Here is a 12,955-nt window from a genome sequence, read left to right on the forward strand (position 1 = left end):
TGGTGGTGTGGGGTGGCGTTCGGACCCCCCAACCTACTCAAATAGGCGATCGCTCCGAATAGTAGGTTGGGTGAAACCCAACAGGGGTGAGATGGTGGTGTGGGGTGGCGTTCGGACCCCCCAACCTACTCAAATAGGCGATCGCTCTGGGTACGGTGAGATGGTGGCGTTGGGTTCCGTTCCTCCACCCAACCTACTTAAAATAGGCTCTAAAAATCCCAGGTTTTTCTCTTGACAAATACCGGAACTTGACTTATTATAAAAGAATGGGAAACCGTGCCGACATATATAATGGTTTGGGGAGGGGTTCAGTCTCTCCCGGTAAAATTACCTGAAAGAGAGACGGAATTAACTAGCTAAGACCAGTTCTTTTTGGCGGGTTTAATGTGAGGGACTCCTAATCGAAAATATGTAGGTGCTACTGGTTCAATATCGGGGTCAAAACCACCTACTTGATTAGTCCTGAGCATCCATAAATCAGCCCCTAATTGCAGAAAAATCATGGCGATTTGGTCGTGAACCCAACGAGGTAGAAGAGTTCGCCAACTAGACAAAGCCTTAATCAGAGTGTCGCGGGGTTTTTCGACAGTCAAATCACCTAATTTGGGGGCATTAAATCGCCAGTCTGGGCGTACCTTTCCCATGGGGGTTAAATAATGTTCGAGGGTATTCAGTAAATCGCCTAACTGTTGGAAGCGGAGAGTTTGCTCATGATTAGGGTGTTCTCGCATCCATTTAATGATGAGGGGATTTAATTCTAACTCGGCTAAAATTTGCCGCAAAGAGGAATATAAGGCTTGGCTAGAGTCCTGACAACAGGAATTAACGGGACTCACAAAAGTAGTTCCGGTTCCGTCTCCGACACGATAACGCGCAGCCATAATATCTAATTCCTGAATAACGGCATTTAGGGGGGAGAATTTGATGCCATCAAAATCATAATCTTCGGTGAGGGGGCTAAACTTAATTAGAGTTTCGCATAATGGTCGCACACCCAACCATCCCCATTGACGATCGCCTCCATAATGTTCCCAAGCATTCGCCCCAGAAATAATACCATCAGTATTATTAGTATAAATTTGTCGGTACTCGATCGCAAAACGTAACTCCCCCGTTAAAGGGTCTCGTTTCACCGTAGCTACCCCGAAAGCAAAATGCCCAAAATAGATTTTCATTGATGCTAATTCCGCTTTCTTTCCGCCAATACCGCCAAACAGGTGCATCATCAAAGCGCGATCGCCTTCTCGCCATTGAGAAATCGCCATATGATCATCTTCACCCTCATTGTGCGGAGATAATAACACATTTTTCATCTGCCCCTTTTCCGCCTTTAAATTACTCAAATAATCACGCCTAAAGTAATCCAAGCATGGTGTCAGACCGTGAATCACCCGTTGAGGGGAGAGGCGGAACATTTCCCTAGGTGCGATCGCCTGTACCGTAAACCGACCTTGCTTATTTCTCGCCCCATAAATATACCATCCTCCGCTGTTAACCGGAGACTCTTCCACCCCCTGATTATTAAAAGAATAAACCCCATTACGATTAGGGATTACCGTCGGCATATAAACTATCTCCTCATACCCATCAAAATCCCCTGTAGACGGGTTAAAATGCCGAACTTGAAACAGGTCATTGCCCAAGTTTTTGACAAACCTTACCACCCCATAAAACCGCCCGGAAATTTGCATCGGTTCCCGTTGAATATACACCACCGGAACACCCTCCCCAGTATCCTTAATTACCACCGGTTCACGAAGTGCCACAATCATATCATCATCAGGTCTCGCCCCCGCCAAAGACTCCAAAGGATCGACATTTTCCCAACCATCAAGTCGGTGAGGATGAACCTTTCCCTGTCGTTGACTAAGCCGCGCTTGATCAGAGAAATTCACATCCATTTTTAACAATTTCGAGTAGTTTTGCACCCACTGTTCATCACTCCAGCGCAAAATTACTACCTGTCCGATGCGATGTTGATTTTCCGGGTCAGCATGATAAATTTCCAGCCGCACCCCTTTCAGGGTTTCCCGTTCATCTTTACTTGGTAAAATTAACCGACCTATCCAAGTATAATTGGGGTGATATAACTCGGGATTTAACCTTTGTTGAATTGGATAATAACCCACCTGATTAAATAACCCCTGCTTGTAGCGTTCATATTCGCTAATGGTGATAAACTTCTGCGGGTCTAATCCGGTGATTTCCCAATTTTGACAGAGAATACCTGTAATAATTTGCACCGTCTGTTCCAGGTGCGTCCGTCCGTCCGGTAACAGCGCATCCCCCATGGGTCCATCATCGCCATTATGACCTACTGGACCCAAAGAAATCAAGATAATTCTGCCCCGTCTTTTGGCACAATTCCAATTAGAAAGAACGGAAATCGGCCAGCGTCCTGAAAACATAATCGGACCGAGTTTTTCCACATTATCTTTTTCCCCCACTAGGTGATAGAGTCTTTGAATCGCCATAGCCCCGGTATTCCCACTAATTACCCCCGCTAAAGAAATCACCTCAATGGGGGCATTAATATTGTATTTCAGGAAGCTAACCGCACCCATAGACATCTGACCACCCCCACTGTAACCAATCAGGGTAATCGGTTTACCACTACCGAGGGGATAGCCAAAGCTAATTAGACTATTATAAATGACTTGGGCTAATCCTTGGTTTTGAATCGGACCATAACGGGGGTCGGCGGCGATCGCTACAGAAACTACATTGCGGAAATTGATAATAAAAGCGATCGGGTTAGCCGGATTTTTTAGGGATATTGATTCAATGATTTGCCAAATAAACGATAGGGGACGGTCTGAGGTTAGGGGTTTATTGGTGACACTATAAGGCATGATTCCTTTGACGATGAGAATATCATCAGGTAAGGACTCAGCTACCTTATCCAACATATTTTCAACTTGGGGGAGGTATTCATGGGAACCTTGATTGATACCGTCTAGGTACATTACATAACGGGAAATACTGTTGGGGTTCTCGATTTCTTTGACCGGGGTTCCTGTATATTTCAGGGTGCGATCGCCATACCATCCCGCCCACCAACTTAGGGCTTCTAGGGGAGTTAGGAATATCGAAAAGAATAGCGCGATCAAGCCAATAGTCGTCAGGTCGATCGCTAATTGCAAAGTTTGTTCTAACGCATTGTACCAACGACTAAACCAACCTGGGGACTGGGAGGAAATTAACACAAACACGAAAAACCCCGTTAATCCTAATGCGATCAATTGGATCGCCCGGTTGCGTTTGATGGTTTCTGGACTGTGGCGGGTCGCAGCATCCAGTATTACTTCATTACCCACATCATCGATGCTTTCGATATTACCTGATATCACCATTTGTGTGAGTTTTTGGCGATCGGTTACTACCTCGGTTCCCGCCACTAGGTTAGTTAACTTTTGACCCAGAATCATTAACGGACTGCCGATCGTTCGTTGTAAAATCTGCAATAGTACCCAGCCTAACCCTACCGACGAAAAAGTAGCCCAGGTGTCAAAATTGGTTACTGCTTTAATCGCCGTTACTTCCGCTAGTAATGACCAAATCGACAGAAATACACCAATGGGAATGCCAAAATAGGGAAGACCCACTATGAATCGTAAAATTTGCGGCGCGTAGCTTAATCCTAGCGTCGTAATCGTTGCTTGTAGGTTAAGTCCGCTATTAAATATCGCATTGTGGACTAGCCAAATACTCGCCGCCCAAAACCAAAACGTGAACACAAACAAAATCGCGGCCATTCCTAAACTCAGCACAAATCGGAAGGGTCGGACTCGGTTAATAAATAAAACAATCGATTGACCTATCGCCTGGGAGACTCCCGCCACCAACACTATTGTTAGGGCTAGTCCTCTACCTAGGGGTAGGATATTAATTTCTACAAAAGCATCTCGGTTTAGGGACAGCGCCCCTAAGATTAGATGCCACCACTGATCAAATGCCGTTTCCATAGTGATTTATACTGCCTAGACTTAAAGCGATCGCATCATTGTGTCGTTTTTGATTGAACTCGCTATGATATCAATATTGAAATTTCTTAACTTTTGTTTACAAAATGGAATTATCCCCAGTTAGCTTTGGCAATACCAAGGCATGGCTCAAGAAGCATATACTATTTGGCAATGAACCTAACCCAGAATTGGTCGCTATTCTGACCGTGTACTTTGTACAAGGTATTCTGGGCCTCTCCCGTCTCGCCGTTAGCTTCTTCCTCAAAGATGATTTGGGTATGAGTCCCGCCGAAACCGCCGCCCTATTCGGAATAGTCTCTATTCCCTGGGTGATTAAACCCCTATTCGGCTTTATGTCCGACGGGTTGCCAATTTTTGGATATCGCCGCCGACCCTATTTAATCCTATCCGGGTTAATGGGGACTTTCTCCTGGGTTTACCTAGCTACCTTCGTTGATCATCCCATTACCGCGACAATTGCGATCGCCCTTAATTCCCTATCCGTAGCTATCAGCGATGTGATTGTAGACTCCTTAGTTGTAGAAAGGGCGCGAAACGAGTCTATCAGCAATATCGGTTCCCTTCAATCCCTCTGTTGGGCTTCCTCAGCCCTGGGGGGGCTAATTACCGCCTACCTCAGCGGCTATCTCCTGGAAATCTTTACCTCCGAAACAGTTTTCCTCATTACCGCTACCTTTCCCCTATTGGTGATGGTTGTCGCATGGGCGATCGCTGAAGATAAAATTACTAACATCTCCAATTGGCAAACCGTCAAACACCAAGTCCAACAACTGCGGGCTGCCATCACCCAAAAATCCATCTGGCTACCCACTGCCTTTATCTTCTTGTGGCAAGCTACCCCCACCGCCGACTCAGCCTTTTTCTATTTCACCACCAACGAATTAGGATTTCAACCAGAGTTTTTAGGACGAGTCCGCCTAGTTACCAGTATCGCCGCCCTCCTCGGTATTTGGTTATTTCAGCGATTCTTTAAATCTGTCCCCTTCCGTAAAATCTTCCTAGTCTCAACCCTTCTCTCCGCCGCCCTCGGTATGACCATGTTACTCCTAGTTACCCACACCAACCGCGCCCTAGGAATAGACGACCACTGGTTTAGCCTCGGAGATAGTCTCATCCTCACCGTAGCCGGAGAAATCGCCTATATGCCTGTTTTAGTCCTCGCCGCCCGCCTATGTCCCCCCGGTGTAGAAGCCACTCTTTTCGCCCTATTAATGTCCATCTCTAACCTTTCCCGACTCCTATCCCACGAGTCTGGCGCACTTCTCACCCACTTATTAGGAGTCACCGAGACTAACTTCGATAAATTATGGTTGTTAGTCATTATCACTAACTTAACTACCCTTTTACCATTACCCCTAATTCGCTGGCTACCATCTACCACCGCCGAAACTAACACCCATAACATCCATTCACCCAACCTAGAATCAACCGCAGAATTAGTCCCCGAATTAGTCACCACCGATTAATTAATAACTGGGAATCGGTAATCAATCCCCCTTTCCGACTCCCTCCCCCTCACCTAATCGGCGGGATTTATGCCTGCTATTCTCAACCTATCTTGACCTATCACACATCTTGATATATACTAAATATATCTACTAACTGATGTCTGATATCAATTAACCATAATTTCTCAGTTAATCACCTTAAACCAAATCATTGAATCATGCAAAATACCATATCTGAACCCTCCCAAAATCAACTATCATATAACCCCCAAGAATGGCAAAAAGGCTATTTGTCTCAACCCAATGAATACAACTATACCATCACCAATATTGATGGAGAAATCCCCCCAGACCTGAAAGGAACCCTATTCCGTAACGGTCCCGGTTTATTAGATATCGGTGGCTTACCCATTCATCACCCCTTTGATGGAGATGGCATGATTTCCGCTATCCGTTTTCAGGACGGACAAGCACACTATCAAAATCGCTATGTCCGCACCCAAGGCTATATAGACGAACAACAAGCCAAAACTATTCTTTATCGCGGTGTATTTGGAACCCAAAAGCCTGGCGGTTTTCTCCACAACGCCTTTGACCTGCGGATTAAAAATATTGCCAATACTCAAGTCATTTATTGGGGTGGTAAATTACTCGCCTTATGGGAAGCAGACCTACCCTATCATCTCAACCATCAAACCTTAGAAACTATTGGGCTAGATAACCTTAACGGTATCCTCGAACCCGGAGAATCTTTCGCCGCCCACCCCCGCATTGACCCCAGTTCTAAGTTTAATGGCGGTTCCCCAAGTTTAGTTAATTTTTCCATTAAACCAGGACTATCAACCACTATCCGTATTTATGAACTCGACAGCCATGGTAGCCTCCTACAAAAATACGCCCATACAGTCCCCGGATTTGCCTTTATCCATGATTTTGCCATCACCCCTAACTACTGTATTTTCTTCCAAAATCCTGTAAAATTTAATCCCCTTCCTTATCTGTTTGGACTCTGTGGCGCAGGACAATGTGTGCATTTTCAAGCTAATCAACCTACCCGCATCATTGTTATTCCTCGTGACCCCGCACAACGACAAAATATCCGACATTTTGACGCTCAATCTGGCTTTGTTTTCCATCATGCTAATGCTTTTGAACAGGAAAATAAGATTGGCGTTGATTCTATATGTTACCAATCTTTACCAGGGGTTGACCCACAAGCTAATTTTCGCGATACTGATTTTAATGCCTTAGAACCTGGTCAACTCTGGCGGTTTACCCTTGACCTCACTACCGGACAGGTTCAGCGTCAATTAATAGAATCTCGCTGTTGTGAGTTTCCTACTACTCACCCTAATTCTGTCGGTCGCCCTTACCGATATCTCTACTCCGCCGCCGCCCATAATAGCCAGGGAAATGCACCCCTTCAGGCGATTATTAAGTTTGACCTGGAAACCGGTTTGCGTCAACTTTGGACTGCCGCACCACACGGCTTTACCGGAGAACCTGTCTTTGTTCCCCGTCCTCATGCTACCTCCGAAGATGATGGCTGGTTATTGACTCTCGTTTATAATGCACAACACCATCGCTCAGATGTCGTTATTTTGGATGCGAAAAACCTTGAAAAAAATGCGATCGCTACCTTACACCTTCAACACCATATCCCCTATGGCTTACATGGGACCTTCGCCAACATTTAACTGACTTAACATTGGGGCAGCTTTTTTGTATACAATCTTCTTGCCCCCTTCTGGCTCGCCTAATGTTAACTTTTGTAAAAAAAAATTAAGTTTTGTTGCAAAAAATTTTTTTTTGGGGAGGGGGGTTGCTTTTTCGCGGCACTTGCGCTACACTTTTAATATAATGGGATGGTTGCAAAATTTTTATTTTAGGCAATACTCCATTATTAAACTTAATACAAATATACTATCATTAATCCTGAGCCCCTGTCAACCCCTTTAACAAAAATTGTCGGCTGATGAATTTACCAAATGCTCAATCTGTCTCAGAATTTGACCGCCAGATGATGCGTAATTGTCTAAATCTGGCAAAGGAAGGGCTAGGAAAAACGGCACCAAATCCCCTAGTAGGTTGTGTGATTGTCCGTGATGACCAAATTATCGGGGAGGGATTTCACCCCGGACCAGGACAACCCCATGCAGAAATTTTCGCCTTGCGGTCTGCGGGAGAATTAGCCAGGGGAGCGACAGTATATGTGAACCTAGAACCGTGTAACCATTACGGAAGAACTCCCCCCTGTAGCGAAGCGTTAATTAAAGCAGGAGTTGCTAAAGTAGTGGCGGGAATGGTGGATCCGAATCCTCTGGTAGGTGGACAGGGAATTGCTAAACTGCGCCAAGCCGGAATAGAAGTAATTGTGGGAGTAGAAGAATCAGCCTGTTTAAAATTAAACGAAGCATTTGTTCATCGGATTATTTATAAACAAACCTTTGGTATATTGAAATACGCCATGACCCTGGATGGGAAAATAGCCACAGATACAGGTCATAGTGCTTGGGTAACAGGTGCGATCGCTCGCCAGGAAGTCCACCGTCTACGGGTCGCCTGTGATGCGGTAATTGTGGGGGGAAATACGGTCAGGCGAGATAATCCTCACTTAACCACCCACGGTCAAGGGGAACCCAACCCGTTGCGGGTAGTCATGAGTCGTAGTTTAGATTTACCATCATCAGCGCGACTGTGGGACACTTCCGAGGCTGCTACCATAGTTTTTACAGAAGTTGGTTCCCGTCCCGATTTCCAAGAACACTTGCGGAAAAAGGGGGTAGAGGTGCTGGAATTTGCACCATTGACACCCGCTAAAGTTATGTCATATTTCTATGAGCGTCAATTTTTGTCCGTGCTATGGGAATGTGGGGGTCGTCTAGCCTCTGAAGCCATAACTCAGGGGTGCGTTCACAAGATTTTGGCGTTTATTGCTCCTAAAATTATTGGTGGACAGGCTGCACCCTCTCCGGTCGGTAATTTAGGCTTTAGTCAAATGACTGAAGCCTTATCCCTAGAAGCAGTAAGCCTGCGAGCGATCGGTTCAGATTACCTAATTGAGGGTTATTTGTCGAATGGCTGGTCTGGAGCCTTACCAGAGGCTTTTCAATTCCAGACTACAGGGAGTAAAGCCCTATGAATGAGGTGGTTATTTTAGGCTTGATGGTCAGCAGCCTCGGTGTGGAAGCCGTCCTCGCTGGAAGCTGGCTATGTCAATTGCAGGATGAACAACAACAAGAATATGAAGAGGAGGAAGAAATCTTGACTCATTATGATTCCGATAATCCTAACACCACCACTATTGCATCATCTCAATCTCAGATATCCTCCCCTAATCATCAAGACTGGGAATATAAAATTGTTCGCGCTCAAAGAGATTTATTTCGGAACCCTAAAACCTTTGAAAAACTTTGTCAGGAAGAGGCGATCGCTGGTTGGGTAATGGTGGAAAAACTAGACGATCGCCGCATTCGCTTTCGTCGTCCTAGCAACTACCAACCATCCCAGTCAGATCAGGTAGCCTTGATTGACCCCTATCGGTCTTCCTATGGGTCTAGTTTTAACTTGATGGGTTTACTAACAGGTTTCGCCTTTTTAATCGCCATTATTCTCCCCGCTTATTTGGGATATATATTGGTATCAACCACCTTAAATACTCGGCTCCCAGAACTACCCATAACCCCCGAAATAACTGAAGATAATGAAAGTGAAGACATCGAAATCCCCAGATAAATCCTATAGATACCATCAGAGTTTAGCACCCCATTAAGTTTATACTTTCGATTTCTGAGAAAATGCGATAATTGGTCTATTCTGCTGTAGGATAGACCATTATTCTATAGTGTTCATCTGGTTATGACTGCAACTAAAAGCCTCGAAACCCTTGGCTGTCTTGGTCAAGTTACCTTAGAAGGTGATCTGGTACGCCTTAAAGGTTGGTCTGCTTCCTGGGGAGGTGGTCCCGTCCTGGATTTTCGTATTAATATTGGTGGCTTAGATGTTCCTGAGTTTCGGGTAGAGAAAGGGTTAATTAGTCAGGATGTCCAACAGTTATTTCCTAGTTTAGATCACGCTGACCAGGCTAGATTTTTAATTTATATCCCCCTAAGTTGGATTCAACAAACAGGTTTATTCAATAGTTTGGTAAGGCTAACTCCTATATTTGCATCGGGAGAAGGTGATGTTTTATTTGGGTTCTTGGAACCTTCGCTTCCGGTTCCCGAAAAAAGCGATCGGGTTGGGGTCGGTGGTAGTTTTAAGTTTGTGGCGGCGGACTTTTTAGGACACTTTGTTAATAAAGCCAATTTACAACCAGCAGAGGCGGTTCTTGATGCGGGTTGCGGGGTCGGTCGCATCGCTTATGGTTTGGCTTATTATCTCAACTCTCAAGCCTCTTATCACGGGTTTGATATTGTTCCCCATTGGATTGATTGGTGTCAGCAAGTGATTAGTGCTACCCGTCCTAATTTTCATTTTGAATGTGCGGATTTATACAGCGATCGCTATAATCCCACTGGCAAAACTCCCGCCGAAAATTTTGTGTTTCCCTACCCTAATAACCAATTTAATTTTGTGCTGTTAACTTCCGTTTTTACCCATTTATATGCAGCCGCCAGTCGGAATTATTTACAACAGATAGCGCGAGTGTTAAAGCCGGGTGGTAGGTGTTTATGCACGTTTTTTCTATTAAATGATGAAACCGAATCCTTGATTAAATCCGGTCGCAGTTCCCGGAATTTTGCCTATGCTGTCGGCGAAAGTTTTATCGATGATCCTGATAATCCCGAAGATGCGATCGCACATCCCGAAGCATTAGTAATGGATTGGATTAAGGATTCTGGTCTATCAGTACAACGCCAAGATTATGGGATGTGGTGTCGTCGGAGTCGTTCCGCTAGTTATCAGGATATGTTGGTGTTGTGCAAAAATTAAAGCATTTACCTCATTCTAATCTCACCAAAAACTCATAGGTAAAACCTCGGAAATTCGAGTCAAGCTCGAAAGTATAGGTTCCCGATTCCGGAATCATTCCCGTCCATTCCGTTAGGTCATCATTAGCATTAACATCATCCCCTAAAAGTTGACCATCTGGAGTGATAATATAGGGGAAAATAGAGTTTTCCGCCGTAACTGTCAGGGTTTGACCTGCTTCAGCTTCCAAGGTATAGCTATGGCTACCACCGCCAATAATTTCACCTTGGATAATAGCTGAATTACCACCCGGTAAAAATTGAATCGGTTGGCGGACATTCGGACAACTGCTATGGGTTCGGTTTTTAGCAACCCATCCCGGAACCGGATCGCTAATTTCTAGCCAACCGTCTTGCTCATTTACTACCGAAATAAAAGTATTATTGGGTAGTTGACCAACAATGTTACCTTCCTGAACTTGAGGCGCGCGCCGTACATTTAAAGGAGGGTCAGGGTCTTGGACAATTGCCATAGTAATCTCGCAGCCAGTTGTCGGGGGTCTCACCACAATTGGTGGCGACTCTATAACCCCAGGTGCTTGACTTGGCGCACTAGGAACCGGGGAATCAGTAACTGTTCCTTGAGGTGAGGCGGCGGGAGTTTCCTGTGAAGATCGCCACTGAATAGCGATCGCTGCTACTATAACTGCTGTCACCAGTCCGGCTACACTGGCAACTATCAATTGCTTGGGTTTGAAGGACATGGGACAGACCTCGCTGGTAGACAAAAATCATCTTCAAAAATTGCAGAGTTCCCAATTCCAAATATATCAAAACTTACCCCCTCTTCCCCAATCCTTCAGGACTCTAACCTAAAACTTAACATGATAATTATCCCTAAAGTCATAGTTCAGTGTATTTTTAACATAACCATTATTTCCTGTCCCGATCGCAAATCCTGACTCTATTCAATGCCTAGATTAACTGGTACTCGGGTACAAGTTCCCAAACGCCATCAATTACTCACCCAAGTTAAACAGGAGGTGAGACAATATCGGCTACAGTCTCCCCATCGCCATGTTCTCACCAAGTTAGCCCAGGAAAAACCCCCCCTACGCATGAGGCGCGCTTGGGATGTGGAAGTGAAAATAGGCAGCCGCCCTAGTGTGAAATTAGCAGCTAATGCCGGAATTATTGAAGTATTCGATCACATTGATGGCCGCCTGTTGATTTTGGGGGGGACTGGTTCCGGGAAAACTACCACCCTGGTGGGACTGGCTAAGGTCTTAGTAGAGAGAGCCTTATCTGATGAACATGAACCTATGCCGATTTGGCTCAATTTATCATCTTGGCGAGTTGAGCAACAGTCTATCTCCGATTGGATGGTAGAGCAAATGCACCTCAAATATGCGATCGCTCCCGAATCAGGACGCTACTGGATGGAACAACTCCAGATTCTCCCCTTATTGGATGGTTTCGATGAGGTCGAAGAACATCATCGGGAATCCTGTATTCAATATATTAATGATTTTTTAGACAGTCATCTCTCCCCCCTACATTTAGTAGTATCTAGCACCGTCAAATCCTATCATCCCTGTCAGGCAAGGTTGCAACTAAATGGTGCAATATTGTTACGTCCCTTGACTAATCGACAGATACACAAGTATTTAATGAATGCTAGAAGTCGGGAACTTTGGCATGACATCGAAGAAGAACCACAGTTATTAAAAATCGCCCAAAAGCCATTATTTTTAACAATGATGACCCTAGCTTATGAAAATATCTTAATCTCATCTTGGAAACATTTAAACACCATTGATGATCAACAAGAGTATTTATTAAAAGCCTATCTGCGCCATCAAATTTCTAGCTTACGCGATCGCCATCATAATAGTGATGCCGGAAAAAACTACAGTTCCGAACAATTCCGCCACTGGCTAACAGAACTCGCCAAACGCCTGGAAAAAGAACAAACTCAAGATTTTATCCTCGATCGCATCCCGAAAACCTGGCTACATACCCGCGAACAAGAACGGGCTTATCATCTGGGTATGAAGATAGTCGAAAGTGGGATTTGGTGGTCAATTATAGCAATCATGATCCTAGCAATCATTTGGCGATCGCTGCCATTGTTAATCGCCGCCATGACCCTAGGAATCATATTAGCCCTCACCTACCAACCGTTGAGCCTAAAATTGGCGATCGAACGCCTGATCTTGCGATTTGTCCTATGGGGAGAAGGAGATGCACCCTGGAACTATGCCCAATTTTTAAATGATGCCACCGGGTTACTGTTGCTCAGAAAAATAGGCTCACGCTACCAATTCATTCATCGCCTACTACAAAAACACCTTGGCAAAACGTGACCAGCCTTACAACACAGGACGTAACTCCTCTACCAGGGCTCGCCTCAGTAGTTGATGATGCCCTGATGTCCCTATTTAGCCCGTCTGACCCAGCCCACCAGAGCGTCTATTTGCCAGTTTTAACTTTGCTACTTGCCAAGATTGCCATCCAGTCGGACACTTAGACTTGGGAGAACTGATGCAGTCGAGAGCATGATTTAATCTCAAATTAGGTTAACATTTTACGGCAATACGGTATAATG

Annotated in this window: 9 protein-coding genes; 7 read left to right on the top strand and 2 right to left on the bottom strand. The window is 45.0% G+C overall.

The genetic code is table 11. From position 1 onward, the window contains the following. Nucleotides 1-235: hypothetical protein (locus P5683_RS05485; RefSeq protein WP_315669424.1), on the top strand; the 235-nt coding region annotated here is incomplete at its 5' end. 121 nt (nt 236-356) lie between these two features. Here the strand turns inward: P5683_RS05485 and P5683_RS05490 are convergent. Further along, nucleotides 357-3,965, bottom strand: a complete 3,609-nt coding sequence (locus tag P5683_RS05490; protein ID WP_006621290.1) for a Yip1 family protein — start codon at nt 3,963-3,965, stop codon at nt 357-359. 104 nt (nt 3,966-4,069) lie between these two features. On the opposite strand from P5683_RS05490, the gene P5683_RS05495 reads away from it, so the two are divergent. From P5683_RS05495 to P5683_RS05515, 5 genes are all read left to right on the top strand, one after another. Beyond that, nucleotides 4,070-5,452, top strand: a complete 1,383-nt coding sequence (locus P5683_RS05495) for a folate/biopterin family MFS transporter (RefSeq protein ID WP_006621291.1) — start codon at nt 4,070-4,072, stop codon at nt 5,450-5,452. A 200-nt stretch (nt 5,453-5,652) separates the two neighbouring features. Then, complete coding sequence (locus P5683_RS05500) at nt 5,653-7,131, top strand: carotenoid oxygenase family protein (protein WP_006621292.1); 1,479 nt, start codon at nt 5,653-5,655, stop codon at nt 7,129-7,131. Between the two features lie 278 nt (nt 7,132-7,409). Further along, nucleotides 7,410-8,576, top strand: a complete 1,167-nt coding sequence (gene ribD, locus P5683_RS05505; protein WP_006670283.1) for a bifunctional diaminohydroxyphosphoribosylaminopyrimidine deaminase/5-amino-6-(5-phosphoribosylamino)uracil reductase RibD — start codon at nt 7,410-7,412, stop codon at nt 8,574-8,576. Continuing rightward, nucleotides 8,573-9,169 carry a hypothetical protein gene (locus tag P5683_RS05510; protein WP_006621295.1) on the top strand — a complete coding sequence of 199 codons (597 nt, stop codon included), beginning with the start codon at nt 8,573-8,575 and terminating at the stop codon, nt 9,167-9,169. Before ribD ends, P5683_RS05510 begins: the two co-directional genes overlap by 4 nt. Before the next feature lie 123 nt (nt 9,170-9,292). Continuing rightward, on the top strand, nt 9,293-10,369 hold the full coding sequence (locus P5683_RS05515; RefSeq protein WP_006670284.1) for a class I SAM-dependent methyltransferase: 1,077 nt from the start codon (nt 9,293-9,295) through the stop codon (nt 10,367-10,369). A 10-nt stretch (nt 10,370-10,379) separates the two neighbouring features. Here P5683_RS05515 and P5683_RS05520 read toward each other — a convergent pair whose 3' ends face one another. After that, nucleotides 10,380-11,111, bottom strand: a complete 732-nt coding sequence (locus tag P5683_RS05520; protein ID WP_006621297.1) for an SH3 domain-containing protein — start codon at nt 11,109-11,111, stop codon at nt 10,380-10,382. A 207-nt stretch (nt 11,112-11,318) separates the two neighbouring features. On the opposite strand from P5683_RS05520, the gene P5683_RS05525 reads away from it, so the two are divergent. Beyond that, a complete protein-coding gene (locus P5683_RS05525; protein WP_006621299.1) occupies nt 11,319-12,713 on the top strand; it encodes an NACHT domain-containing NTPase in 1,395 nt (464 codons plus the stop codon). Nucleotides 12,714-12,955: the final 242 nt, after the last annotated feature.

Origin of the sequence: Limnospira sp. PMC 1279.21 (assembly GCF_032349615.1) — a bacterium.
Classification (GTDB): Bacteria; Cyanobacteriota; Cyanobacteriia; order Cyanobacteriales; family Microcoleaceae; genus Limnospira; species Limnospira fusiformis.